Origin of the sequence: Legionella sp. PATHC039, from assembly GCF_026191275.1 — a bacterium.
Taxonomy (GTDB): Bacteria; Pseudomonadota; Gammaproteobacteria; order Legionellales; family Legionellaceae; genus Legionella; species Legionella pneumophila.
In genome coordinates this window covers 2,525,724-2,551,077 of record NZ_JAPHOP010000001.1, presented here as the reverse complement: position 1 = coordinate 2,551,077, position 25,354 = coordinate 2,525,724, and the positions used below count along the sequence as shown (strand labels likewise).

The following is a 25,354-nucleotide window of genomic DNA, read 5'->3' as shown; positions in this document are numbered from 1 at the left end:
TTCCTACAATGAAACCATAAAGACTATTAATTCGCTTAAAATGGATGATAAGATGCATGAGTTTTTTATTTGCCAATGCACATGAATTAGCGGCGTTACTTGAATTGCCTTATATACAAAGATTAGTTTACCTGATGGGTATTCGTCCATATATGGACAGACAAAGTTGCATCGTAGGTATTAAGCGCAGAATCAGTTATCAATCATTGCGTGAAACACTCTATGTTGGACCGATTGCAGGCGTTAAAACTGAAAATCCTCGTGTCGGCAGTTCGATTCTGCCTCTGGCCACCATTAGAATCAATGAGTTACGTAAAAATCAAAAAAATTCAAATTTTCCATGTAGACGCAATGTAGACATGTTTTCGTAAAGGCTTTATGTATGAGCAGCAATCAACTTGTTCTATTAAATAGTCTAATTGCCCAACAAAAATCGGCTCTTTCCCAATTACGGGCTCTTTCCCAATTACCTGAATCTTCTACACATCTTGTTTATTCCAAACAAACATGATCAAATCACCTCTTTTTGAGGTATGTATGGACTTAGCAGTTGAAGATACTACAGCATGGTCGGAAGCTATTTTTGGTTCAGTTGCTTTAGGGGATAAACGACTTACTCGTCGGTTAATTCAAATAGGCAAACAATTATCATCGACGCCTGGTGGTTCTCTTTCAGGAAGTTGTGGAGGGCAGGATGCGCTTATAGAAGGTAGTTATCGTTTTTTACGAAACAAACGAGTCACAGCGAATCAAATTGCAGAGGGTGGTTATCAAGTAACAAGCTGGTTATCTCAGTCAATCCCCACGCTTTTAGCCATTGAAGATACAACCACGCTCTCCTATACCCATCAAGTAAAAGAATCATTAGGTGATTTAGGCGGTCCTAAAGAAAAAAGCAATCGAGGTTTTCATGTTCATACAACTATGCTCATGGATGCAGAGCAAGAGAAAACAATAGGATTAATTGCGCAAGAACGTTGGTGTCGAGATATCAAAGAAAGGGGCAAAAAAAATCATCGACGAGTAAGGTTATATACAGAGAAAGAAAGCTATAAATGGGAAAAGAATACTCGGGCATTAGAGAACCGATTGGGTTCTAAAATGTCTGATGTGATTTCTGTTTGCGATAGAGAAGCTGATATTTTTGAATACATTCAGTACAAGTTAGACCATGCTCAACGTTTTATTGTTCGAGCGAGCCATAATCGAAAACTAGAAGGAAGTAACTGTTATTTATTTCAAATGTTACCTTCAGCAGTAAACTTGGGTACTTATACAATTAAAGTGGCTCAAAAAGCAAATAGAAAGAAACGCCAAGTGACTCTTGAGTTAAAAACAACATCTGTTACTTTCTCACCTTCTGAACGAAGAGCTAAAGCACGTGAATTAAAACCAATCACTTTAAACGTAGTAATCGCTAAAGAGAAAAATCCATCTGAAAGCGATTGCCTTGAATGGATTCTATTAACAACAGAAGCCACAACAACATTAGAGTGTACCCGAAAAATAACGCGATATTATGAAATGAGATGGCGCATTGAGGATTTTCATAAAGCATGGAAATCGGGGGTTGGTGCTGAAGAGCAGCGTATGCAATCAATTGAAAATTTAGAGAAAATGATTGTCATTCTCTCATTTGTAGCAATTCGATTACTCCAATTAAAAGAGTATTTTGAATACCCGACTACTCTAGTTATCAATGATAGCAGTACTTCTTGCGATGAATTGCTCACTGATGCTGAATGGAAAGTCTTATGGAATAGTGTTGAAAGAAAATCATTACCTGAAAAAATACCTACTGCTGCTTGGGCTTATAAAGCAATAGCCAAGTTGGGCGGTTGGACTGATTCCAAAAGAACTGGGAAAGCAGCTTGGTCTACTATCTGGAAAGGATAGTTCCGATTACAGGAACGAGTAGAAGGGCTTAGGATAGCTAACGAGTTGATGGAGATGTGATCAAGAGACAGCTTAATTGGGGTAGAGCCAAAAATTTCTCATCGCTGCAAGCAAAAGTTCAAACGCTTACGGCCGAGGGGTCAACTCGGTTATATGGAACAAGTTTTGATACACTAAAATCTTTAGCTATGTCAGCCCATGCCAACAATGTGCTGCTCTTTACTGATGGAGAAGACAGCGCCCGTGATAGTCAAGAGATGAGACAGCTTTCAGAATTGGTTAGCGGCTTATTATTAGAAGCGAAAGCAAGAAACAAATTTTTCGTTATCTTTTGTGGTACCGATGGAGATGCACTAACCAAAGATATTGCTAAAACTTTTGACTCACCAATCATTCATACTCAATCAGCAGATTTCATGAGTGCCATTAAAGATCCTGAAAAGTTAAAGAGTTATGCGGCTGAGCGTGGTCTATTTACAGTGAAGTACTCAGTCCATCTTGAAACAGGGCCAAAAACAGAGACCAACACCCATCTCATAGCCGATCTATCTGGTCAAATTGTGGCATTAGACCCAGTAGAGATAAATCCAAACTCAACCCTCAGTATTACCATAGCCCAGGGCGACCAAACACTTGTTGACAGCAAAAAAAGTTTTACTCCTCCTGTCGTTCAGCAAGGAACAAATCCAAATGGCTTTTTGAACCGTTCGTCTGCTCATTCCAGCACATACCAAGATCCGCTGAATACCAGTCAATTAAATATGGCATAAAGCCGTACAATGAAAACCTTGATTCCGTTTCACTGCATCAAGGCTACACCGGTTAATAACCTGTAGCCTTGGTGTAGCCAAAGTCGTCACCAGGATTATCCTTCCCCCACCAATAGTAAAAATAATAAACACAGTGATTTTCTTTTGTATAAAATCTGTTATAATGTTTCTGTTGCCATAATTAATTGACTTAAAATGAGTAATTACATTTACCACAACCTCAATCTAGGCGAAATCAAGCCTACTCGATATCCAAGTCATAAGATTATTCCAGATTTTTTCTTTTCTTAATTTTTGTCTCTAAAACAACTAGCTATCAATAAGGTTTGAACTCCTATCATTCAAACACTTTTTGCACAGTTGTCGAGCAAAAATCCCAATTATTCGTTTGTGTCCTTTGGACATGATTTAATAACTTATTGAGATTAGAAAATGCTTAACAAAACTGATAATACCGATTTATTGCCAACAATTTTTAACCAGGATTTCTTAGTTGACTTATTTGCACAATTACCGGTGAATGAATTTTTTGCGCTTCGCCTGCTAAGCAAAAACATCAATCAACTGTTTAACAATCAACTGTTTATAAAATTGATCCATCGTTATTTTACACCTATCAAATTCCATGTTCCTTTAGAACAACTCGATGCTAAACAACTAATTAAAGAGCTTATAGAAAGCTTTCAAGATTTGGATACATTAGAATGCTTTGAAGATATTGATACACTGGGCGTTATTGACACAAAGAAGGTTTTAGTTTGGGATTTACATCTAGCTATAGCAAGTGGTGATGAACAAAAGATTCGCAGGCTTTTTGACTTGATTCCATTTCATTATTTTTCCACCAATGAAAGATCTCAAAATGATAGAAATTACTATCTAGACTTCTCCTTATTTGCCATGGCAGCATGCCAACCCCTTCCTATTAGGCAACTCATTTTTGATTTGCTAACGAGGGGTTTAAACGACTCTACTGACACCTTAGTAGATAAACATGGTTTCTCTAAATTTGATTATGCCGCCATTTTGAATCTTGTCGATGTTTTAGAGTGTAGTACATCAGATGATATGATAGTCCATAATAACATCTCACCACTAAGGTTAGCTTGTCGATATGGACAACTTGATGCAGTCCAAAGCATCATCAACAAATTTGAATGGATAACATTTCCTATCAACGCACTCAAAGAAGCTAGTACGAGTGGACATTTGGATGTGGTTCGATATCTATGTGAAATGAGGAATAGATTGAAGAACTTCCAAGTTGATGATTTAAATGAATCTCTTTTAGCAGCCTGTAAAAATGGTCATTTAGAAGTAGTTAGGCATTTATTAGACCTAGGAGCAAGTATTGAAGCTAAGGATAATGAGGGGAATACCCCCTTTATTTTAGCTTGCCAAAGAGATCATCTAGCTGTTGCAAAACTTTTAATTACAAAGGGTGCAAAGCCTAATGCAAAGAACCGATCTATGGAACATGTTCTTAATGTGGTTTTAAAACCACGCTATGGAGTAGCCTCAAACGAAATGATCAAATTTTTGTTAAATTTGGACTTAGATTTATCCAATCAAGATAATGAACATATAATTCCGTTACGGCGTGCATTTCAATGGGGCAACATCGAAATTATAGACATAATTTCGCAAAAAGCACCGATTACTCCATCAGATGCACAAGAGATTCTTCACTCAATGGCCTGGCCTGGTTACATCATCAATGAAAATGTCATCGACTATTTAATCCAAAAAGGAGCCAATCCAAACGAAAACGAGGCCTCCTATGGCAGGAGTCCTCTTATAGCGGCCATTATTAATAATAATTTGAAACTGATCAGAGCACTATTTAATAAGGGAGCTGACCTAAATAAGCTGCATGAAGAAACAGGACTAAGCCCATTACATTACGCCTGCAGTAATAGTAATTTAGAGACAATAGAGCTTTTATTAGAACTCGGGGCTAATCCCAATATCAAAGACAAGAATGGTAATGGTGTATTTTTAAAGCTCGAAGATCGTAGAAAAGACCGAGGCTCTATATTACAAGCACTCATCAAGAAAGGATTTAACATTAATGAACCGTCTTGTTACGGCGAGACTCCATTACTGCGCGCTTACTCTTCTATTATTTCTATTTTTTTCGATAAAAAAGAAGATCTTGTATCTATTCTTCTTGACCATAATGCGGATCTTAATGTTGTTTGCAAAAATCCTTTTTTCAAAGGTCAGTCTTTATTCGCCCTAGCTTGTCAGGGGTCCGATTTTACTATGATTAAAAGGATATTTAAATCGAATGAAAATGTTTTACTTAGCAATAAGCAACATCAATTCTCTGAGATGATTGGTAAACACTACATTCAAAGTCCAGATATGGCTCCGCTTTTGAAACATTTTGATAGAATTAACAATCAAAATATTGCACCCCATCGCTATATTTATAATTTACTTGCTCAATACAGCCGTTCAGATTGCGATTCTAATTACAGTGCAATGTTTGCGCGATTTTTTACTGGGCACTGGGGTAATCATTTTGGTGATCTTGTTTATGAAACGTTGAAAAAGACAAAGGCGAATAAACCCTTCGCTTCTGTCAAGGATGTAAGCATTTTTTTCCAAGAATTGTCGCAAACTTCAAGCAGATCGCAATTGGCTAATCGAAATAGGAATGGTGGTACTTTGCACAGTATTATTAGTTTAGCGAATTTGTTGATGGACACTGAATTTGATGATTTGCCCTTAACAAAATCACAAGCGGTTGTTCGCGATATTCAAGAGGACTTGACTAATTTTAACCTAAGGTAAATCAAAAAAATAGGTTGGTGCTAAACGAAGTGCAGCCCAACGTAAAGGAGGTCGCTACGCTCCCTTGTTGGGCTTCGCAAGCTCAGCACCAACCTACATTTAACTCAAAGCAGCATTAGGGTATAGGAATTTTAAACCACCTATTTCCCATTTTTCAAAAGTATCCTATTTAAATTCTTAGCAAGAAACCACCCATTTTTATTAATAAACAGGCTGCATTCATGAACAAGCTCCCACTAGATCCAGAAAACACCTCATTTTGATGTTTGATTTATGCTCATTTGTAAATCCAAGATGACAGCAAGCCTCATGCTGATTCCATGTTCTTTTGATTTGACTAAAGTCACTAATAATTCATTGTCATTTGACTTGACTGCTCAATTGGCGGTGTCCGGATACAAGATGAAACTTGGACTAATATCCGCGATTGTTGCTGTTGATTCATATGCGCCAGAATCTGGTCAATCACCACTTGCTCTTCAATACAAGCAATGATTCTTACCCTACCCTGACAATGCCCGCAAACCGTTATGTCAATGTTAAACACTCGCTTTAACCGCATCGCCCAACTCATTTTTGAACCCTTGCATGGCAAGGTCTTTATCGTCAATACCTTCCGTCCTTTCTGGGAACCCACCGCAATTTTGTAGGTAATTGAACTGCCTTGAAAGTGGTTCATTATTTCATCTTCAAAACCTTCCAGTTTCAGACCATCACCCTCATCCCTCTCTAAATAGCCTGCTTGCTCAACTAGTCTTGCTATACGCTCACTAATATTGCCTAGCAATAAACTCATCTCTTTGCTGCTAGGTGGTTTAATCCCGTGAAACGCTCCAATGGCGCCTCCTGAATCAACTCCATACACCCCATCCAGAAATAACATGTGAAAGTGAATATTCAGATTCAAAGCACTGCCAAAACGTTGAATCAAAGTCACAGCACCTGTCTTGGCTGTCTTGTGAGTGAATCCGGTTTTCTTAATCAAATAGCTACTGATAGCTCTTGTCACCATTAATAGTGCCTTACTCATCATCTCAGGCTCGCTTGCAAAAAACCAACGTAGAGGATAAGGCACACTCAATACCCACTGACGTATTGGCTTTTCTGGTAATACTTCATCCACTAGCAAAGCAGCGCTCTCCACCATCCGTTTTACCCCGCAGCTCGGACAAAAACCTCGGCGCTTGCAACTAAATGCAACCAGTTGCTCAACATGGCAAGATTCGCATTGTACACGTAAAAATCCATGCTCAAGTCGCTCACATTTCAGGTAGGACTCAAATTCATCTTGAACATACTGGGGTACTGACTTTTCTAATTCAGCAAGATGGGACAAAAATGCAGGATAATACTCCTCAATCACTTGATAAAGTAAGGTTTGCTCGGGTCGATGGCGTGCATATTCCATGGAGGTGCGCGCCAATAGCCCATTTTGGGTATGGGGAGTGTTGGACATAGGTTGCTTCGCTTTCCATTGCGTACCTCAACCTAACACATAAATTTATTTAACAACAAGTCCTCAATTCATTAGAATGCTTTTCTGCGTCACTGCAATTTTCCAGCAGTGACGCAGAATTAATAATTCAATCTTAGCCAGTAAAATCAAGACCAGTAGCCCTTTTGTCCGATCACGCTGCTCGGGATTGGACATCATTTACATGATAAATCCCTATGAACCCAACCTTAAAATCAAAACAGGGTAAATGATTTTTTAATTAACGCTTTAGTTAGGTAATCGTTTCCCATTATGTTATATCAAGGATGTTCTCGTTGTTGATATAATTGATAAGAATGATAGCCAAGCTGTATATTTCCTGCTAATTGGTTGGCTGGTGAGTATTGGGAAGATATTCTCGGGTTTGAAAATGCTATCGACCAGGATCAGTATTTTTAAAGAATAGTCTGATGATTGTGTAGGTGATTTTTGGCTTAGAGGATTTTCATTTTAATCAATAGAGCCTTTTGATAAGTAGTTATTGAGTTGAGACTGAATTAAATAATCAGCATTAATATCGATAGTTTTAAGCACAACCACTTGAGTGAGTATATTGAAAAATTTTAAGTAGCTTTGTAAATCTGTTCCATTGGGATCATCCCATGGTATTTGTTTCATCCAGTTATCAACGTATTTATGCGGCCGATTTATTGGTAGTGTACCTGAGTGGGCTAACTGGTTACGTAATGCATGGAAAATGTTATTCTTATCTTGCCTTTTATATTGTGCAGGCCAATGTTTTGTTAAAATATAACTAATTATTTTTTTTAAATCCAGAGATTCATCCTTGGGAGTCGCCCCATTAGGATTTTTTTCATGTGGATATAACCATTCCCAAATAATCATATTAGAAAGAAATCTTGATTCCATATGGTTTATATTTGCTTGGTTAAATAACATTCGAAGATGAAAGCCATTTTCATATTGAATTTGCCAATTTTTATCGAGAAGCCTATTGAGTGCGCTTTTAAAATGAGATTCTACTTCACATGTTTCAGAAATATGAAGCTGGGATAAATTTGAGATCGGTTGCAATGGATAATAATTATATTTTCTTCTTGAAGTTAGTCCCCAATTCCAGCCTGTAAAAATAGATCCAATTATGAGAATATCCTCTATTAACTTTGTTTTTCTTGTTTTATATTTAGTGCCATAACGTCCCCCAGAATAAAGTATTGAGTCTTCCTGTGATCCTTCAAATTCAATAGATGCTGTTTTATTATGCCTTTTATAATTGCTTCTATTCATAGAAACTACAGGATGAGTATGAATGTAATATTTGTTTATATTTATCGTGAGAGGATCTCTCGAATCAGAATGTAGATAAATGTTATCCAGTAAATATTTTCTCATATTAATAAATCTTCCATGAAATTGTTTATTCATTGTTTTAAGTATAGATTGTTAATCATATGCGTCACTGCAAATTCTGTGCAGTGACGCAGGAAAATACCCTACCTTTTGCTCAGTAAAATCAAGGCATCCAGCGAATTTGTCCTGGCGCCCGTCTGGCGTCAGGACAAAATTCTTATCTCAAAATGATTGTTTAGCACTTATCTATTTGCTATTTTGAAATGAAGCATAACTGATGAGCCGCACAGGCGAAACGTCATTGACGTCTTATGCAAAGCCACTTAACCCTTAACTTGTGGCTGGACGTTTAGTAGGGTAAGTAAAGGTAACAATTTTTAATAATTGTTTGCTCAATTTAAAAATATAGGAGGTAACTAATTAAAAAATAGCTGTAGGCGAAACCGTTTGCCATATAACGGTTGATTTGCTCCCAACTTCGAGCTATGCAGCATTGCTGGGTTTCAACTTTGAGTGAGCCGCTCGACCAACACTAAACTCAGAACAGGGCAAATACTTTGTAACAAAATTCCAGTTAGGACATTTATATTTATCTATACTGCTTCAATGTTTTTCTACTAATATTTCATTTCTAGATTAAGGATATTCATTGGTCTACAATTAGTAAAAGGCACAGCCAAGGAAGAGTCATGAGAAACAATCATTTACTGTTGCTTTTAAAAGAAATTATGGAAGATATCAAAGAGGCTATCCGAACAGAAGAGGAAATTGAGCGCGAAAACTCAATAAGAGATAAGTTATCAAATCCTAAATCTCTGGAAGAGTACATGAAAAATTTAGAACTATTACAGATGAAATTAAACGCGTTGATAAACCGAATCGATCAAATAAAGAACAAGGTTAAATGAAATTATAATGTCTATTCATCTTCAATATATGCAATAAACTGATCACCAAGCTTAGTCGTTCTCTTCTCTAAACTTCCCTGACTAGTCATGGTGGTTTGCAATAAATTTTTATCACCACTCACAAATCCTCTATTATATAAATCAGTCCAAATATTATCTACTAAGTCCTTTGAATCCCTTAATTCAGGAAACGCCTTTTCCAATGTTCCTCGAACACTTCCAATTCCCCCGATGCCTGGAAGGCTATTTTCATTATTTTCAAACCATTTTTGTGGGTTATTGAATAAAGTCAGGATTTTTATATGCCAAATAGTAAAAGTATCTATGCAATTGAGAAAAATTTGTTGTAATGAGAAATCAGGGGCATTTTTTTGAGCAGAATGAATGATTGCATTTTTAAGTGCTCGTTTTTTCTCTTCTTGATGATGTTTGAGCCCGATAGGGATAGATTGAAGTAAGATATCAATAAATTCTTCATTATTTTGTAATTGTTCAATATTAACTCCCTTATCTTGAATTTTATTAATAGCATCAGTTATTTCTTGCTGCCATGCTTCAGAGCGTTTTTGGCATGGCATTTTGATTAAACTGAAAAGTAACTCTGTGGCTATAGCTCCTCCTGGAACGAAGGAATCAACTCCTGCTTTAATTAGCTTTCCGGCTTTATCTATCAGTCCTTCATTATACATTATAGAATGTGGTAATCTAAATTTTAAATCGGTACCAAAACTGGTACCAAGCTTTAGGAAGGGAAAACTTGGAATTCGCCAAAACCTAGACTGGAGTTGGCTCCCCGGACAAGACTCGAACTTGTGACCTAATGATTAACAGTCATCCGCTCTACCGACTGAGCTACCGGGGAATTGAGGCGGAATCTTAAAACGATTCCGCGAGAGAATCAAGAGGTTTTTAATATATTTTTTAACTGCAGAAACGTTGTAATCTGTTCAAAGCATCTTTGAGGGTGTCAATACCGGTGGCGAAGGATATTCTGATGCAGCCTTCTGTGCCGAAAGCGGAGCCTGGAACCAGTGCCACACCTACTTCATTCAGCAATTTTTCGGAAAATTCGATGTCATTGGCGTAACCTCGTTTTTCGATAATGGCCTGCACACTGGGAAAAATGTAGAAAGTTCCGTCGGCGGGGATGACTTCTATGCCATCGATGCTTTGCAGTCTATCGGCCACGTAGTCGTGCCTTTGATGGAAGGCGTTGACCATTTCTTCAATGCTTTCATTACTGCCATTCAAAGCCGCTACGGCAGCTCTTTGTGCTATAGAGCATGGATTGGATGTGGATTGGGATTGAATGGTTTTCATCGCATTGATTAATGGCGCAGGGCCTGCCGCATAGCCTATCCGCCAGCCTGTCATGGCATAAGCTTTGGACACGCCATTTAATACGATGGTTCTGTCATATAATTCAGGGCAGGCATTGAGGATGTTCGTGAAGGGTTGGCTCCAGATAATATGTTCATACATGTCATCAGTAGCAATAAGTATCTGTGGGTATTTTTTCAAAACGTCACCTAATTCCTTTAACTCGTTCTGGGTGTAGGCTATTCCAGAGGGGTTGGACGGGCTGTTTAGGAAAATCATTCGCGTTTTTGGAGTGATGGCTTGCTCCAGTTGTTGTGCATTGATTTTATAACGCTGCGCGGGAGTAGTTTCAATGATGACAGGAACGCCATCAGCCAGCAAAACCATGTCAGGATAGGATACCCAATAAGGAGCTGGGATGATGACTTCATCGCCAGGGTTAAGGTAAGCTTGGCAGAGGTTATAGCAGCTTTGTTTACCCCCTACGGAGACCAATATCTGATTGAGTTGATAATCCAGTTCATTGTCTCTTTTGAATTTGTTTTTAACCGCTTCCTTTAGTTCGACTATCCCATCAACGGCGGTGTATTTGGTATCACCTGCTTCAATAGCAGAGATGGCGGCTAGCTTTATATGCTGCGGCGTGTCAAAATCAGGTTCACCAGTTCCAAGGCCAATGATATCAAGCCCCTGGGCTTTCATCTGCGCTGCTTTTGCAGCTACGGCAAGGGTAGGTGAAGGTTTTACTTTTTGTACACGCTTTGCCAATGCAATATCCATCTGTTGCTCCTGTGAATTATAGGGGTACTAGCATATAATATAAAATATGAAAGACTTATTTAAAATTTACTCAAATTACCAACCTGCCGGCGATCAACCTACAGCCATAGCCTCTTTGATTGATGGTCTTGAATCAGGTTTAGCCAAACAAACATTATTAGGCGTTACTGGTTCTGGTAAAACATTTACTATAGCTCATGTTATTCAAGCCATGAAAAGACCCGCTTTGATCATGGCGCCGAACAAAACGCTTGCGGCTCAACTTTATGGAGAGTTTAAAGCCTTCTTTCCTGATAATGCCGTAGAATATTTCGTTTCCTACTACGATTACTATCAGCCCGAAGCGTATGTGCCTGCTTCAGATACTTTTATAGAAAAGGATGCCTCCATTAATGAACATATAGAGCAGATGCGCTTGTCGGCAACCAAAGCGTTGATTGAACGCAAAGACGCCATCATTGTAGCGACGGTTTCTGCCATTTATGGATTGGGCGACCCGGATTCCTATCTGCGTATGTTATTACATCTCTCCCGTGGAGAACAATCCGATCAGCGTAAAATTTTAAAGCGTCTTGCAGAAATGCAGTACACACGAACCAATCTCAGCCTTGAGCGCGGTCAATTCCGAGTACATGGTGATGTCATTGATATTTTCCCGGCTGATTCGGAGAAAGAAGCAATAAGAATTGAGCTTTTTGACGATGAGGTTGATAATATTGCCCGCTTTGATCCTTTAACAGGGGAAATTTTACAGCGGTTGCCCCGTGTCACTATTTTTCCTAAAACTCATTATGTCACTCCCAGAGAGCGTATTTTAGAAACAGTAGAAAAAGTAAAAGTAGAACTACAAGAAAGACTGGCTGAGTTGAATGCTCAAAATAAGTTAGTAGAAGCTCAACGTTTGGAACAAAGGACTTGTTTTGATATTGAAATGATGTTGGAGTTGGGTTATTGCTCTGGTATTGAAAATTACTCGCGTTATTTATCCAACCGCGAAGCTGGGGAAGTACCGCCCACTCTTTTTGATTATCTCCCGACGGATGCCTTGCTAATTATCGACGAATCGCATGTTACTGTTCCTCAAATAGGTGGAATGTATCGCGGAGACAGGGCGCGCAAGGAAACCTTGGTTAATTATGGATTTCGCCTGCCTTCTGCCTTGGATAATAGGCCTTTGCGTTTTGAAGAATTTGAAGAGCGTTCGCCGCAGACTATTTATATTTCAGCAACTCCAGGGCCTTATGAACAGGAACATTCGGATAATGTGGCCGAACAAGTGGTAAGACCGACCGGATTGATTGATCCTGAGGTGGAAATCAGACCGGTGAAAACTCAGGTGGATGATCTTATGTCTGAAATCAGACAGGTGATCGCTCAGGGCAGCCGTATTCTTGTCACGACATTAACCAAACGCATGGCAGAGGATTTGACAGAGTATCTGAGTGAGCACGGGATCAAGGTGCGCTATTTGCATTCCGACGTTGATACGGTTGAGCGCATGGAAATTATTCGGGATTTGCGTTTGGGTGAGTTTGATGTTCTGGTAGGAATTAATTTATTGCGTGAAGGTCTTGATATGCCCGAGGTTGCTCTTGTTGCGATTTTGGACGCTGACAAGGAGGGTTTTTTACGATCGGAGCGTTCTTTAATTCAAACGATTGGCCGTGCAGCGCGTAATGTGAAGGGGCGAGCTATTTTGTATGCCGATACCATGACCGGTTCGATGCAAAGAGCATTGACGGAAACAGAGAGACGACGTGAAAAACAAAAGGCATTCAATTTGAAACATGGCATTACTCCCAAGGGTATTAATAAATCAGTTGAGGATATTTTGGAGGGTGCCTATATCGGTAAACGAAAGACAATGGTTGCTGAACAAGCTCCCCGATATACCCATTGGTCTCCTCAGGAATTGGCAAAACAGATTAATGCACTGGAAAAACAAATGTATGCTCATGCTCAAAATATGGAATTTGAATTGGCAGCTAAAATTCGGGATGAATACCTGCTATTAAAAGAGCAGCTCATGAAGATATAACCCGATGGGTACCGGATTTTGAACCCTTAGGTTCAAGTGGGCAGCGAATGCATCGGTTCAGGCTTCCCACTCTATTGGTGGGCTTGCTCAACGCCGATAACAGGATGCTTCCCTGGCTGTGAGTGTTGGTTCTAAAATCACTCGCCATCGGGTTAATTAGATTATAACATTAACCAGGTTTTTACATCCAGAAAAACTCCATACGATAGAGCATTTGTTGTTTTTTCTTTAGGCTATACTAATCATTAAGTAGTCCATTTATTCAATTTTTTGTAGAGCATTGAAGTCGCTGTAGAAGGGATGGGGAATTAAAAATTAGCCTGTTGACAGGCATAAGGGAATTACTGTTAATCCATGAATATTAAATCTAATTTGGCACATAGCTCTTTTATCCTGAAAGGTCATGTTAATCGATATGCTTTTTTAGGATTGCTGATCTCTGTTGGCAGTATCTTGATTGCAAGTTGTATAGTTTCCTATCAATTGACTGGATCTGTGAGTTTAGGTGGGTTTATTCAGGCTCAAAGATCTAACCCGGCAATTTGGATCCTCGATTTAACACCTTTTATGTTTGTGTATTGGGGGCAAGCGTTTTGTTATGGATTGGTAAACAAAGCAGAGAGTTTACTGGTTGATAAAACCAAAGAGCTTTTAAATATCAGTGGAAATCTGGAATTAAAGCTTAAATATGAAAGTAATCACGATAGCTTGACCAATTTGCCTAACAACCGCTTGTTAAATGAAAAAATACGGCTCGCCATCGAACAATTGGGTTCACAGGGTGAATTAGCTGTTATTGTGATAAAAATTAATGATCTTAATTATAATTTCAGTTCATTTAATGCCAATAATATCGTAAAGCAATTTGCTGAAAAATTAAAATCGATTTTGATTGATCCCTACATGCTAAAAGCTTCTCTTGGAATTAATATGGTTGCAAGATTGCAAAGTGATGAATTTGCCATATTGATGCCGAGACTTAAAAAAGATTTGGATATTAATGAGCTATTAATTCATCTTCTTAGCTTGCTGAATAATAACCTGATGGTGGATGGAATTAGTATCAATGTGACATCTACAGTTGGTGCTGCTATCTATCCTGTACATGGAGAGGAAGACGATGTTTTAGTAAATCATGCCATTATTGCAGTTTACCAGGCACGAAAGGAAAACAAATCCTATGCAATTTACACCCCTGAAATGGAAGAGGACCTTATACAGAATCGGATGGTGATGAGTGAACTGCAACGCTCCATTGAGAACAAAGATTTGAAAATTCATTACCAGCCAATAGTTGAGCTGGCTAATGGTCAAATTGTAGGTGCCGAGTCATCAGCTCGTTTTGAACATCCTGAATTGGGTTTATTAAGTGCAGAAAAATTCATGCCTTTAATCGAGGGAACCAATTTAATTCATAATTTGACAATTCTTATGCTTAAGGAAGTCATAAAGCAATTAGCTGCTTGGCATGATGCTGGACATAAAATTTTTGTTTCTGTAAATCTGTCAGTGCACCATGAGTTGCCTGAATTAATAGAGAAATTATTAAATGATTATGAGATTGCCCCGCAATTCTTGAAACTTGAATTTACCGAAAGGGCTTGTTTAACTGAGCAGATGGTTACCAAGGAAGTGTTTGACCGATTATCAACCATGGGCATCAAATTATGCATTGATGATTTTTGCAGTGAGAGCTCTTCCTTCATTCATTTGACTAATTTCCCTATCGAAAACATTAAAATTGAGAAATCATTCGTACTAAAAATTGCAAAAGACGCAAAGAAGGCCAAAATTGTAGAGGCTATAGTAAAACTAGCCCAAACATTAGGGTGGGAACCCCTGGCAGATGGCATCGCTGATCAAAATGCATTGGAAAAATTAAGAGACTTAGGCTGCTTGTATGGTCAGGGATTATATTTTTCTCGAGCGGTCAATGTCGCTGAATTTACATCATTGCTAAAGAAATGAATCTGGCTTTAAATCACTTACCATTCATTTTCCCGCTTTGATTCACATGGAATACGAATCACAACGCTGACACGCTATGGCCACACTGATATTAAAACTTGTCTGGATCGGCATGCTCCCAGTGGATTCTATAATCATCAGGAATATCGCCTTGTAAAAATTGGCCTGGCTTAACGTAAGTATAGATTTGATCAAACGATTTGACTTCATCCACCCCGATTCGTCTCATAATATGGGATGGTTTTAAATCACTGGGATTGTTTAATCCCAATGCGCCAACCATTTCCAAAAAGCTTTTTATCGTATTATTATGGAAATTAGCAACAAGAAATTTTTTTTCATCAACAACAAGACCATACTGAAGACGTTTCTTTTGAGTGGCAACTCCTGTCGGGCAGGTATTGGCATTGCATTGTTTCGATTGTATACATCCTATTGACATCATCATGGCTCTTGCTGAATTACAGATATCAGCCCCAAGGGCAATATTAGTGAGCAAATCAAACCCGTTGGTTACTTTTCCACTACAAATCACCCGAATTTTATCGCGAACACCAGTGCCAACAAGGGCATTATGAACAAAGACCAAACCGGCTTCCAAGGGAGTTCCTATAAAGTTGGTGTATTCAACCGGTGCTGCTCCTGTCCCTCCTTCGGCACCATCTATTGTAATAAAATCAGGTAAAATATTTGTTTTCAGCATGGCTTTGCAAATAGCCATAAATTCATGTCGGCGCCCAAGGCAGAGTTTAAATCCTATGGGTTTTCCACCGGAAAGATCGCGTAATCGTTTTACAAAATGAAGTAAGCCAACAGGATTATCAAAAGCGCTATGGGCAATTGGCGATAAAACATCTTTGCCCATGGGTACTTTTCTTACTTTTGCGATTTCTTCAGTTAATTTGGCAGCAGGCAAAATTCCACCATGAGATGGCTTCGCGCCTTGTGATAATTTAATTTCTATCATTTTTACTTCATCACGGGATGCTTCTTTGATAAATTCATTTTCGTCAAAGTCTCCTTTGTCATCACGGCATCCAAAATAAGCTGTGCCAATTTGAAAAACAATGTCACCACCTTGCAAATGGTATGGGCTTAACCCTCCTTCCCCTGTATTGTGGTAAAATCCTCCAAGTTTTGCTCCTTTGTTTAATGCCATTATGGCATTAGCCGATAAAGAACCAAAGCTCATAGCCGATACGTTCAATCGGGATGCATTATAAGGTTTTTTACAATCAGGCCCACCCACATCAATTCTTGGTTCCACTTCGCTAGAGTGTTTCGGTGATAAAGAATGGAGTGCCCAAGTATAACCAACGCTTAGAATGTCTCGCTCCGTTCCAAAAGGAATGGTGTCTCTGACATTTTTTGCGCGTTGATAAATCATGGAGCGGGTTTCTCTGTTAAAAGGAAGCTCGCTTTCATCCGTAGCGATGAAATATTGTTGAATCTCAGGGCGAAGAAATTCCAAAAAATATCTAACGTGACCTAGTACTGGAAAATTGCGCAAAATGGTGTGTTTTGTTTGCAATACATCATAAATCCACAGGATTACAATAGGTATCAAAAAGGCAAAAAACCAGACAATATCCTGCAGCATGGCAAACAGGGCAAATAGACATAAAAGGATAACTCCAAATCCGATATACCATTGACGTCGCATAGCTAATTCCTTTTAATTGTTTGCTATTAATATCAATAGTATAGGATGGTTTGCCAAGGAACACTTAATTTATCTGCTTATTGATTGCTATCCATTTCATAGCCAACTACTGCTTTATTAATTTTATTTTCCAAAGAAGATATAAATTGGGTCACCTGCAATCGCTGTTGCTCCTGTTCATTTTTACATACAATTAATTCATGGCCAATGTCCAGAGCAGCAAGTAAAAGGATGTGAAAATTATCCAGGTGCTTAAATTTATTTTTGTTATTTTGCATTTTTTCATTAAGTTTTTCTGCTGCGAGTATTAAACTCACTTCTTCGCCATCAGGGCATTTGATTTCATAGATTTTATTTAATAATTTTATTTTACAGGGTTTAATATTGGTCATTATTACGCCTTTGTATTTGCACGGTACTAAGCAAATAGTAGCAATTTTGCCTTAATGCAGCAAATTATGAAAATCATAGGTGGTGAGAAAGTGCAGCAGGTGAACACTGATTCTAAATGGAGTATCATTAGCTATCTTTTTAAATAGGGTTAAATATGTCTTTAGATAATGATTCGCTGCACTTACCTAAGTACGACGATTTTGTGCAATCCATTTCTGTTTTAGCATTAACTATGTCCGGAAGCGAATTACATGGAATCATGTGCGGTTATCTGTGTGCAGGGGCTGATAGTCAAGGCGAGGCTTACATACGCGCTTTGCTAAATAATAAAAAAGATGAGCAAAGTCGTAATGCGTTATTATCCATGTTTTCTGTCTTTTCAATTAGCCAGCAACAAATTAATAATTTTGATTTTGAATTTGAAATGTTATTGCCCGATGACGATGAATCTTTAGTCACTCGTGCTCAGGCTTTTAGTGAGTGGTGTGAAGGATTTACGCAAGGGTTAACTATTGCAGGAGTTGGGATGGAGCAGTTTTATGAGGAGGAATCTCAGGATGCTCTTCAGCACCTTATAGAATTTGCAGAGCTGGATTGTGAGTCGTTGGAGGTAGGCGAGGAAGATGAGAGAGCGTTGATGGAGGTCAGTGAATACACTCGTATGGCAGTACTTCGATTGCACAGTGATTTGGTTTTGCACGAAAGAGAACTTGGAGATTCTGGAACAACCCATTGATAGCAAGTTGATAAGGTATCAAAGTTGTTTGTATTTATTGGTTTCTTTGATTTTTTAAGGATTGCTCATTTGTTCTATTTATTAAAGTGAAAAGGGAAATTGATATGATAAGCCAACAAGAATATAAGGCGAGAAGAAAAAAATTAGCTGCGCAATTGCCTGATGACAGTGTTGCTGTAATACCTGCAGCACATGAAGTGCTGCGCAGTGGAGATACTCATTATCGATTTCGACAGGACAGTGATTTTTATTATTTAACAGGGTTTAATGAGCCCGATGCTTTGCTGGTCATTATTGCTGGAAAGGATAGCCAAAGTATTTTGTTTAATCGCCCAAGAAATCCTGCAGAAGAACAATGGACAGGTAAACGATTAGGTCAGGATGGCGCTTTGCAAGAGCTTGGAATGCAGGCGGCATACCCATTAAGCAGTATTGCAGAAGAGCTTCCTAAACTATTCAGCGGGAAATCTGCCATATACTATGACCTCGGCCGTAATTTATCATTGGAAAAAAAAATCAGGCATGTTTTATCTTCACTAAAAGCTCAGGTGAGAAGAGGCATTAAGGCACCTGAGTCGTTATGCGATCTCGAACCTATTCTAAGCGAAATGCGTTTGCTTAAAAGCGATGCGGAATTAGAGTTAATGAGACAGGCAGCCCGTATTTCAGTGGCTGCTCATAAACGAGCGATGCAAGTTTGTCAGAAAATGGAATATGAGTACCAACTGGAGGCAGAATTAATCTATGAGTTTAGCCGTCATGGCTGTCGTAGTGTAGCTTATGACCCTATCGTGGGTGGTGGCGCCAATGCCTGCATTCTTCATTATACAGAAAATAACAAACCTTTGCGCCGTGGCGATTTGGTGCTCATTGATGCAGGGGGCGAATATGGTAGTTATGCCGCAGACATTACCAGAACTTTCCCGGTCAGTGGTACTTTTAGCCCTGAGCAGAAAATCATTTATGAATTGGTATTGAGAGCACAAAAGGCTGGCATAGCAGCGATTGAACCGGGCCTTCCCTGGAATCATATTCAGCAGACTATTATCAGAATTCTTACTGAGGGTCTCTGTGATATAGGAATTTTAAAGGGCGATTTGGAGGAGCTCATTAAAAATGAAGCCTATAAACCATTTTATATGCATAATTCAGGACATTGGTTAGGATTGGATGTGCATGATGTCGGCCGATATAAAATCAATAATGAATGGCGTCCTTTAGAGGCTGGAATGGTATTAACAGTAGAACCAGGGCTGTATATCAGTGCGGGGATGGAAGGCGTTGATAAACGATGGTGGGATATCGGTGTGCGTATAGAAGATGATATTCTGGTAACCAGGGTGGGATATGAGGTATTGACCGGTGACTTGCCTGTTAATGTAGATGATATTGAGGCTTTGATGCGTGGCGAATAAAGAGACTGATATACTGATTATTGGCGGTGGTTTAACTGGCGCAAGCTTATCCCTGGCTCTGCAGGGATTAGGTTTCTCTGTCACGTTAGTAGAATCCAGGCCATACAGTGATAAGGTAAATCCTGACTTTGATGCTCGCTCATTGGCGTTGTCACCTGCAAGTCAACGTATATTGGCAATGCTGGGAGTTTGGGAGATTCTCAAAGAATATATAACACCAATTCATATGATTCATGTTTCTGATCAGCATCGCTTTGGGGTTTCTCGTTTGCATGGCGAAAAAAATAGTCCTTTGGGCTATGTGGTAGAAATGCAATACATCAACAGGGCTTTGAGTATTCTACTCAATAAAGAACATTTGTTAGCTCCAGCGGCTTTAAAATCCATCGATTTTAACAATTCTACTGCCACTGTTGCTCATGGCGACGATATGATTTCTATCCAGGCTCAATTAATTGTCGCGGCCGATGGGACGCAATCAATGACTCGCCACCTCTGTAATCTGCCAGTCAAAATCAAAGATTATGCTCAAGACGCTATTGTCGCCAATGTGGGCCTGATAAAACCTCATGGTAATCGTGCTTTTGAGAGATTTACGCCTAATGGTCCTCTTGCATTGTTGCCTATGATGAATGACAAAATGTCATTGGTATGGGCATCAAAGCCTGAAGAAGCAAAACGGTTAGTGATGTTGAATGATGGTGATTTTTTGCGCGAGCTGCAAACTGCTTTTGGGTATAGGTTAGGACGATTTGGTAAAGTAGGAAAGCGATACTCTTATACCCTGAAACAAGTGTTAATGCCCCAGCAAACCAAATGGCCTGTTGTTTTTGTTGGTAATGCCGCTCACACTTTGCATCCAGTTGCGGGTCAGGGGTTTAACTTGGGTTTAAGGGATATTGCAGCTTTGGCACAATGCATCAGCCAAAAGGGATTAAATCCACAGATGTTGGAGCATTATTTGAAATTGCGAGCACATGATCAGCAAATGATTACCTGGCTAACAGACGGTTTGATCCATCTATTTACGAGTCGTTTACCCGGTATGGGAGTAGCGCGTAACCTTGGATTGCTAGCACTTGATAATATACCGGCATTAAAAAATTTATTAGCGCGATATGCGCGGGGTTTTGGCGGAATTACTCCTGATTTGGTTTGTGAAATTGCATTAAGCACAGGAGAATTTCAATGAGCCAACATTTTGATGTACTTGTCATTGGAGGCGGGATTGTTGGCTTGACTGCAGCTTTAGCCATGGCCCAACGCCATTATACTGTTGCTGTTATTGATGCAGGGACATTGATGGTCAATACAGACAAGAGTGATTTGCGTGTTTATGCCATCAATAAGGCATCAAAAATGTTATTAAGTGAATTAGGAGTGTGGCAGCACCTCGATGATGCTCGAGTCGCTCCTTATAATAAAATGCATGTATGGGATGGTGTGAGTGGTGCATACATTGACTTTGATTCTCGCAGTATTTCTGAGCCAAATTTAGGGGCAATTATTGAAGAATCAATCTTAAAGCAAGCCCTGTTGCGTCGAATCTCATCAGAGTCCAAAATAAATTTATTTCCTCAAAGTGTAATAGATGAGGTGTGCCATTTAGAGCGGAGCATCAAGATCTCCAGCCAAAATACTGCCTGGGAAGGGCAGTTATTAATGATAGCTGACGGAGCTAACTCTCCTATGCGTCATAAGCTTAAGGTGGATGTAACCAGCTGGTCTTATGAGCAGCAAGCATTGGTCGCAACGGTAAATAGTGAGAAATCACATCAGAATACTGCTTTTCAAGTGTTTCATCCTGATGGCCCTTTGGCTTTTTTGCCATTACCTAATCTCAACCAATGTTCTATCGTTTGGTCAACTCATGCCGATAATGCGATGAGATTGAAGTTACTTGATGATAATGAATTTAGCCGGGAATTGACTAAGGCATTTGGAGGTCAGCTAGGTCAAATAAAGGTAGCAAGCAATCGCCATCAATTTCCTTTACAAATGAGACATGTCAAGCAATATGCAGGGCATCGCTGGTTATTGCTTGGTGATGCAGCCCACACTATACATCCATTAGCCGGTCTTGGGTTAAATGTTGGCCTGGCTGATGTGAAAAGCTGGTTAACCTGTCTTGAAATGGGTAAAGGTGAATTGATATCCAAAAAAGTATTAGGGGCATACCAAAGGGAACGCAAGCATTCTGTTTGGCAAATTATTTTGCTTATGGAGGGATTTAAAAGATTATTTGGAACCTCCGCATCTCCTGTTACCTCATTACGCAGTCTCGGATTGCGGGCATGCAATGAATTTATCCCAATTAAACGATTATTTATGCGCCAGGCTAGTGGTTTATAAGTAATTTTTCGCCAAAATAAGGCTTTTTTTCAAAAAAGATATAATGCTTAATTTTTAGTTAATAATTGTTATGTATAATTTTTTTGCTAACCTAAAAAACTCTCCGAGGTTTTAAATCACTTACTTTTATTTCTGAAGTTTTTTAGGTTGCCCTTATTTGTTATTTAAAACAAACTGGCTTCATATAAACAAATCAGAAAAACTCATTATCCTTATTAAAATTACAATTTTCAGGCAGGAACTGAGTGGAGAAACTATAGGTGCCAGACTTGGATTTGATTAATGCATAAAGAAAGAACCTGCGTTTTCCATAACTTTATTTGGCCTTAGCGTGCAAACTCTTTGCGGCAAAAATTAACTTTGTCCAGAGTAGATTCTTTGCCATTTTCCTTAAATCGGGCTTCAATTGTTCTATAGCGCTTAAGCCCGCCCTCTCGGTTGGCTATTTGTATATTTAATCCTGGTCTGGCATTTAATTCCAGCATTAATGGACCATGCTCTTTATCAAGTACAATATCAACTCCAAGATAACCCAAACCAGTTAACTCATAGCAACTGGAGGCTATTTCAAGAATCTGATTCCAATAGGGCACTTCGATACCTACGATGGGATTTAGCGTGTCGGGATGGTAGTCTATGGTATCATTTTGAAATACGCCACCAAGAGTTTTTCCTGTTGCAAGATCAACGCCAACGCCTATTGCTCCTTGATGTAAGTTGGCTTTTCCGCCGGATAAACGGGTGGGAAGTCTTACCATGGCCATTGCCGGATAGCCTAATAAGGTAATAATACGTATATCGGGTATGCCTTCGTAACTGACTTCAGCAAATACCGGGTCGACGACCACTCGTTTTTCAATGATGGCATAATCCGAGGATCCGCCAAGGCTATAGGCCCCGGATAACAGGCAAGATAAATGGTAACTCAGTTCCTGCACGGTAGTCAGCTTACCATTAATTTGTCGATATCGACCGTAAACTTTATCTTTAAATACGAGTATTCCATCACCACCAGAACCTCTGGCCGGTTTTACCACGAAATCATTATAGCTGGCAAATCGGGTTTCTATGGATTTGATTTGTTGCTCAGTTTCAATGATGTCGTATAACGCAGGAACTGCAATTCCAGCTTTTAAGGCCAGTTTTTTGGTTTTGAGCTTGTCATCAACCAAAGGAAATAACTTTCTTGGATTGTATCGTAATACAAAATCCGTATTCCGCTGGTTAATGCTTAAAACCCCATGATTTTTCAGGCGCCTAAACAGGTTAATCATTTCATCGCACTCGCAAGTGATTTAAAGCGTTTTAATTCGACTAAACGATAGCCACGATATTGACCGAACCATAAAATCAAGGACAAAAGCACCAAAAGTAATTCAGGAAAGGCAAAGATCAAATATTGTAGTGGTTCATAACTCATTGCTCCGTATGAAATAACTGCTGCAGCAAGACTGCCAATTCCTGCTTTTATTGCTTCGGAAGCTCCTCTTTCATCCCATGTGATGCACATACGCTCGATAGTCATGGTTAAGATGACCATAGGGAATAATGCGACAGACATACCGGTGTCAAGGCTAAGATTTTGGCATAGAACACTGATAAAGATCATTAATAGAATTACTACAGTGAGAATGGCTGCAAGTCTTGGGACTAACAGTAGCCTTAATTGATCCAGATAAAATCGGGCTAATAATCCGAAAGAAATAATAATGACAAATAAAGTAATGCCCCATGCTACATGAGTCTCTCTAAAGGCCAGGGCAATCAAGACGGGCATAAACGTACCAAAAGTTTTAATGCCTATAAAATTACGCAGTATTAAAATGATGAATGCTCCAATAGGAACAGTTAACAAAATTTTATAGATCCCTTGTACATTGACGGGTAGCTGGAGTAAGGAGAAGCGCAAGAGTTGCGAGTCTTCTAGCCCTCTTGATTTGGCCACACTTAAGGCATTAATGGGTGTTGGCGATACAGTTAATGAAAATTGAGCTCTATTACCCCCAACAACGTTAAATAGAGGGCCATTCCCATATTGCCAAATCAGAAATTCTTTTGGCAAGCCGGCACTGCCAGTTTTGGGGTTAATGTAAATCCAGTTTTTTCCATTAAAAACAGCGAGCAGGGATTTTAAATCGGCCTTTTTTTGTTGGTTTAGATAAATCCCCTGGACTGTAATGGCCGGAATCTTTGATTGATTGAGAATCAAAATGGTGGCATTGATAATATTGTCATCATTGAATTCGTTCCCAACTAAAAGCTTCGCATTACCATCTCTTTTGTTTAACTCTTTAATAGTGCTTTGGGCAAATGTTTGAATGTCTGCTGATGTTGATCTCACTTGATTGGTAATCGTTTCAATGGCCGATTTTTGACTGTCATTCAGAGGTTGTGATTTAATTATGGAAGGTTTAGGCAAAGAAGACTCATCACTGTCCGTTTGGCGGAAGATTGCTCTATAATAAAGTGATTGAGGACCATGACCACGCCTTATAGACCATACGGTTTCTCTATTGGAACCGTTTAAATTGGTGGTGACACCATAATTTCTGGATACAAAATATTCATCGAGAATGGCAAAATTGGGGGGCAGATAAGGGATATTAAAGCTTGCCTTTATCGGCGTATTTCTATCAGCGGTAAAGCGTAGATTGGATTCAACCATCCAACTGTTGATCGTTTCCGTATCGGTCAAAGGGACATCGAGAATGATATGTCTATATAAAAAAATACCTGATCCTAAAAGCAATAGAGTGAGGATCAAACCATAAACATGACGTTTGTTATTTTTCATTGTTCACTGGGCTCTTGGATTTAGTTGTGAAAGTAAGGGCAGGGTCAATGGCCCCATTAAAATCAATAATGGCATCTCTTCCCAACAATAAAGGGTAAAGGAATCGTTTCCTGTTGGTTAAATTCACTTTAATCGTTCTGACTTTATCACCAAGCTTGATATTAAGTAAGACTACCGGTCGCTTAATGGGAGTTGTTCTTAATAATCCTGGATTGGTCTCACTTGACCTTACTTTAATCTTCACTTTGCCGACATACTCTCCTTCAAATGAGTAATCACCGGTTTTGGTTGGAACGGTAAAACGTAAATAAGGAATGCCTTTTTTTTCAATTTCTGTGATATTCACGGCATGTAATGATGCTGATTTAGCACCAGTATCAAGCTTTGCAGATAAAGTGAGGTTTTGATCGATTAATGTGGCTTTCTCTACGTAGCCATAGATTTGAGCTTCACTGTTTGCCATAAGAGATCCTGTCAGTAGTGACATTAACATAAAGAGAACAAATTTTGATCTCATTTAATCCTCATATTGGGTTTCATTTTGGTGCAATATCGTAGCAGGTTTAAGGCATAAGTCACAGTCTGAGAGAGAATTTAATGCAATTTTTTTCATTTTTTTTAATAATTTTGCTAATAGGATGTGTTATTATGTAGGGTTTGAGGTTATTATTGTATTTTTTTAACCCAGGATGAAAGTTTAATTGACATCAAGTCTA

The 25,354-nt window shown here is 39.0% G+C and carries 21 protein-coding genes, 1 tRNA gene and 1 other RNA gene; 12 read left to right on the top strand and 11 right to left on the bottom strand.

What is annotated here, in order from left to right; translation table 11 throughout:
• Nucleotides 1–44 precede the first annotated feature (44 nt).
• The 5 genes from OQI99_RS16260 to OQI99_RS11555 all read left to right on the top strand — a co-directional run bounded on the left by OQI99_RS16260 (nucleotide 45) and on the right by OQI99_RS11555 (nucleotide 5,465).
• Nucleotides 45–371, top strand: coding sequence for a protein LvrA (locus OQI99_RS16260; RefSeq protein WP_416209983.1), 327 nt, complete (start codon nucleotides 45–47; stop codon nucleotides 369–371).
• Nucleotides 372–382: 11 nt separating this feature from the next.
• Nucleotides 383–511 carry a hypothetical protein gene (locus OQI99_RS11570; protein WP_265732030.1) on the top strand — a complete coding sequence of 43 codons (129 nt, stop codon included), beginning with the start codon at nucleotides 383–385 and terminating at the stop codon, nucleotides 509–511.
• 26 nt (nucleotides 512–537) lie between these two features.
• The gene (locus OQI99_RS11565) at nucleotides 538–1,896 is read left to right on the top strand and encodes an IS4 family transposase (RefSeq protein WP_265731393.1); all 1,359 of its coding nucleotides are present in this window, start codon (nucleotides 538–540) and stop codon (nucleotides 1,894–1,896) included.
• Between the two features lie 56 nt (nucleotides 1,897–1,952).
• The gene (locus OQI99_RS11560) at nucleotides 1,953–2,666 is read left to right on the top strand and encodes a hypothetical protein (RefSeq protein WP_042236425.1); all 714 of its coding nucleotides are present in this window, start codon (nucleotides 1,953–1,955) and stop codon (nucleotides 2,664–2,666) included.
• A gap of 432 nt (nucleotides 2,667–3,098) precedes the next feature.
• Nucleotides 3,099–5,465, top strand: a complete 2,367-nt coding sequence (locus tag OQI99_RS11555) for an ankyrin repeat domain-containing protein (RefSeq protein ID WP_011214181.1) — start codon at nucleotides 3,099–3,101, stop codon at nucleotides 5,463–5,465.
• A 346-nt stretch (nucleotides 5,466–5,811) separates the two neighbouring features.
• Here OQI99_RS11555 and OQI99_RS11550 read toward each other — a convergent pair whose 3' ends face one another.
• Together OQI99_RS11550 and OQI99_RS11545 are read right to left on the bottom strand one after the other, a co-directional pair.
• The gene (locus tag OQI99_RS11550) at nucleotides 5,812–6,921 is read right to left on the bottom strand and encodes a transposase zinc-binding domain-containing protein (protein WP_416209982.1); all 1,110 of its coding nucleotides are present in this window, start codon (nucleotides 6,919–6,921) and stop codon (nucleotides 5,812–5,814) included.
• Nucleotides 6,922–7,410: 489 nt separating this feature from the next.
• On the bottom strand, nucleotides 7,411–8,346 hold the full coding sequence (locus OQI99_RS11545) for a hypothetical protein (protein WP_265732029.1): 936 nt from the start codon (nucleotides 8,344–8,346) through the stop codon (nucleotides 7,411–7,413).
• Nucleotides 8,347–8,960: 614 nt separating this feature from the next.
• Between OQI99_RS11545 and OQI99_RS11540 the strand changes: the two genes are divergently transcribed.
• Nucleotides 8,961–9,179, top strand: coding sequence for a hypothetical protein (locus OQI99_RS11540; protein ID WP_061514576.1), 219 nt, complete (start codon nucleotides 8,961–8,963; stop codon nucleotides 9,177–9,179).
• Between the two features lie 11 nt (nucleotides 9,180–9,190).
• Here the strand turns inward: OQI99_RS11540 and OQI99_RS11535 are convergent, their stop codons facing one another.
• The 3 genes from OQI99_RS11535 to OQI99_RS11525 all read right to left on the bottom strand — a co-directional run bounded on the left by OQI99_RS11535 (nucleotide 9,191) and on the right by OQI99_RS11525 (nucleotide 11,279).
• Nucleotides 9,191–9,868, bottom strand: a complete 678-nt coding sequence (locus OQI99_RS11535; RefSeq protein ID WP_061514575.1) for a hypothetical protein — start codon at nucleotides 9,866–9,868, stop codon at nucleotides 9,191–9,193.
• Nucleotides 9,869–9,965: 97 nt separating this feature from the next.
• Nucleotides 9,966–10,041 (bottom strand) — tRNA-Asn (locus tag OQI99_RS11530).
• Between the two features lie 59 nt (nucleotides 10,042–10,100).
• A complete protein-coding gene (locus OQI99_RS11525; protein WP_061514574.1) occupies nucleotides 10,101–11,279 on the bottom strand; it encodes a pyridoxal phosphate-dependent aminotransferase in 1,179 nt (392 codons plus the stop codon).
• Nucleotides 11,280–11,325: 46 nt separating this feature from the next.
• Between OQI99_RS11525 and uvrB the strand changes: the two genes are divergently transcribed.
• Nucleotides 11,326–13,317, top strand: coding sequence for an excinuclease ABC subunit UvrB (uvrB, locus tag OQI99_RS11520; protein WP_265732028.1), 1,992 nt, complete (start codon nucleotides 11,326–11,328; stop codon nucleotides 13,315–13,317).
• Here uvrB and ssrS read toward each other — a convergent pair.
• Nucleotides 13,312–13,474: non-coding RNA, 6S RNA (gene ssrS, locus OQI99_RS11515), on the bottom strand. The two genes, uvrB and ssrS, sit on opposite strands and share 6 nt — an antisense overlap.
• Before the next feature lie 197 nt (nucleotides 13,475–13,671).
• Here ssrS and OQI99_RS11510 point away from each other — a divergent pair.
• Nucleotides 13,672–15,285 carry a putative bifunctional diguanylate cyclase/phosphodiesterase gene (locus OQI99_RS11510; RefSeq protein WP_265732027.1) on the top strand — a complete coding sequence of 538 codons (1,614 nt, stop codon included), beginning with the start codon at nucleotides 13,672–13,674 and terminating at the stop codon, nucleotides 15,283–15,285.
• Between the two features lie 91 nt (nucleotides 15,286–15,376).
• On the opposite strand, the gene OQI99_RS11505 is transcribed toward OQI99_RS11510, so the two are convergent.
• Nucleotides 15,377–16,948, bottom strand: coding sequence for an FMN-binding glutamate synthase family protein (locus tag OQI99_RS11505; protein ID WP_061514571.1), 1,572 nt, complete (start codon nucleotides 16,946–16,948; stop codon nucleotides 15,377–15,379).
• A 77-nt stretch (nucleotides 16,949–17,025) separates the two neighbouring features.
• Complete coding sequence (locus OQI99_RS11500; RefSeq protein WP_061514570.1) at nucleotides 17,026–17,340, bottom strand: cell division protein ZapA; 315 nt, start codon at nucleotides 17,338–17,340, stop codon at nucleotides 17,026–17,028.
• A 155-nt stretch (nucleotides 17,341–17,495) separates the two neighbouring features.
• Between OQI99_RS11500 and OQI99_RS11495 the strand changes: the two genes are divergently transcribed.
• The 4 genes from OQI99_RS11495 to OQI99_RS11480 all read left to right on the top strand — a co-directional run bounded on the left by OQI99_RS11495 (nucleotide 17,496) and on the right by OQI99_RS11480 (nucleotide 21,844).
• The gene (locus OQI99_RS11495) at nucleotides 17,496–18,077 is read left to right on the top strand and encodes a UPF0149 family protein (protein ID WP_011212732.1); all 582 of its coding nucleotides are present in this window, start codon (nucleotides 17,496–17,498) and stop codon (nucleotides 18,075–18,077) included.
• 104 nt (nucleotides 18,078–18,181) lie between these two features.
• On the top strand, nucleotides 18,182–19,492 hold the full coding sequence (pepP, locus tag OQI99_RS11490; RefSeq protein ID WP_265732026.1) for a Xaa-Pro aminopeptidase: 1,311 nt from the start codon (nucleotides 18,182–18,184) through the stop codon (nucleotides 19,490–19,492).
• Nucleotides 19,482–20,684, top strand: a complete 1,203-nt coding sequence (gene ubiH, locus OQI99_RS11485; protein WP_061514568.1) for a 2-octaprenyl-6-methoxyphenyl hydroxylase — start codon at nucleotides 19,482–19,484, stop codon at nucleotides 20,682–20,684. Before pepP ends, ubiH begins: the two co-directional genes overlap by 11 nt.
• A complete protein-coding gene (locus OQI99_RS11480) occupies nucleotides 20,681–21,844 on the top strand; it encodes a UbiH/UbiF/VisC/COQ6 family ubiquinone biosynthesis hydroxylase (protein ID WP_061514567.1) in 1,164 nt (387 codons plus the stop codon). The genes ubiH and OQI99_RS11480 overlap by 4 nt, the downstream gene beginning before the upstream one ends.
• 326 nt (nucleotides 21,845–22,170) lie before the next feature.
• On the opposite strand, the gene OQI99_RS11475 is transcribed toward OQI99_RS11480, so the two are convergent.
• The 3 genes from OQI99_RS11475 to OQI99_RS11465 are packed head-to-tail and all read right to left on the bottom strand — an operon-like array spanning nucleotide 22,171 to nucleotide 25,155.
• Nucleotides 22,171–23,118, bottom strand: a complete 948-nt coding sequence (locus OQI99_RS11475; RefSeq protein ID WP_011212739.1) for an alpha-L-glutamate ligase-like protein — start codon at nucleotides 23,116–23,118, stop codon at nucleotides 22,171–22,173.
• Nucleotides 23,115–24,638, bottom strand: a complete 1,524-nt coding sequence (locus OQI99_RS11470; RefSeq protein WP_061514566.1) for an inactive transglutaminase family protein — start codon at nucleotides 24,636–24,638, stop codon at nucleotides 23,115–23,117. Before OQI99_RS11470 ends, OQI99_RS11475 begins: the two co-directional genes overlap by 4 nt.
• Nucleotides 24,628–25,155: a RimK/LysX family protein gene (locus OQI99_RS11465; protein WP_061514565.1), complete on the bottom strand. Its 528-nt coding sequence runs from the start codon at nucleotides 25,153–25,155 to the stop codon at nucleotides 24,628–24,630. The genes OQI99_RS11470 and OQI99_RS11465 overlap by 11 nt, the downstream gene beginning before the upstream one ends.
• Nucleotides 25,156–25,354: the final 199 nt, after the last annotated feature.

What these genes read in the sequence shown, in the direction of transcription:
- pepP (WP_265732026.1), top strand. Translation starts at nt 18,182, where the DNA reads ATGATAAGCCAACAAGAATATAAGGCGAGAAGAAAAAAATTAGCTGCG.
- OQI99_RS11475 (WP_011212739.1), bottom strand. Translation starts at nt 23,118, where the DNA reads ATGATTAACCTGTTTAGGCGCCTGAAAAATCATGGGGTTTTAAGCATT.
- OQI99_RS11555 (WP_011214181.1), top strand. Translation starts at nt 3,099, where the DNA reads ATGCTTAACAAAACTGATAATACCGATTTATTGCCAACAATTTTTAAC.
- OQI99_RS11570 (WP_265732030.1), top strand. Translation starts at nt 383, where the DNA reads ATGAGCAGCAATCAACTTGTTCTATTAAATAGTCTAATTGCCCAACAA.
- OQI99_RS11500 (WP_061514570.1), bottom strand. Translation starts at nt 17,340, where the DNA reads ATGACCAATATTAAACCCTGTAAAATAAAATTATTAAATAAAATCTAT.
- OQI99_RS11480 (WP_061514567.1), top strand. Translation starts at nt 20,681, where the DNA reads ATGAGCCAACATTTTGATGTACTTGTCATTGGAGGCGGGATTGTTGGC.
- OQI99_RS11545 (WP_265732029.1), bottom strand. Translation starts at nt 8,346, where the DNA reads ATGAATAAACAATTTCATGGAAGATTTATTAATATGAGAAAATATTTA.
- OQI99_RS11550 (WP_416209982.1), bottom strand. Translation starts at nt 6,921, where the DNA reads ATGTCCAACACTCCCCATACCCAAAATGGGCTATTGGCGCGCACCTCC.
- uvrB (WP_265732028.1), top strand. Translation starts at nt 11,326, where the DNA reads ATGAAAGACTTATTTAAAATTTACTCAAATTACCAACCTGCCGGCGAT.
- OQI99_RS11505 (WP_061514571.1), bottom strand. Translation starts at nt 16,948, where the DNA reads ATGCGACGTCAATGGTATATCGGATTTGGAGTTATCCTTTTATGTCTA.
- OQI99_RS16260 (WP_416209983.1), top strand. Translation starts at nt 45, where the DNA reads ATGATAAGATGCATGAGTTTTTTATTTGCCAATGCACATGAATTAGCG.
- OQI99_RS11525 (WP_061514574.1), bottom strand. Translation starts at nt 11,279, where the DNA reads ATGGATATTGCATTGGCAAAGCGTGTACAAAAAGTAAAACCTTCACCT.
- OQI99_RS11510 (WP_265732027.1), top strand. Translation starts at nt 13,672, where the DNA reads ATGAATATTAAATCTAATTTGGCACATAGCTCTTTTATCCTGAAAGGT.
- OQI99_RS11470 (WP_061514566.1), bottom strand. Translation starts at nt 24,638, where the DNA reads ATGAAAAATAACAAACGTCATGTTTATGGTTTGATCCTCACTCTATTG.
- OQI99_RS11495 (WP_011212732.1), top strand. Translation starts at nt 17,496, where the DNA reads ATGTCTTTAGATAATGATTCGCTGCACTTACCTAAGTACGACGATTTT.
- OQI99_RS11465 (WP_061514565.1), bottom strand. Translation starts at nt 25,155, where the DNA reads ATGAGATCAAAATTTGTTCTCTTTATGTTAATGTCACTACTGACAGGA.
- OQI99_RS11540 (WP_061514576.1), top strand. Translation starts at nt 8,961, where the DNA reads ATGAGAAACAATCATTTACTGTTGCTTTTAAAAGAAATTATGGAAGAT.
- OQI99_RS11535 (WP_061514575.1), bottom strand. Translation starts at nt 9,868, where the DNA reads ATGTATAATGAAGGACTGATAGATAAAGCCGGAAAGCTAATTAAAGCA.
- OQI99_RS11565 (WP_265731393.1), top strand. Translation starts at nt 538, where the DNA reads ATGGACTTAGCAGTTGAAGATACTACAGCATGGTCGGAAGCTATTTTT.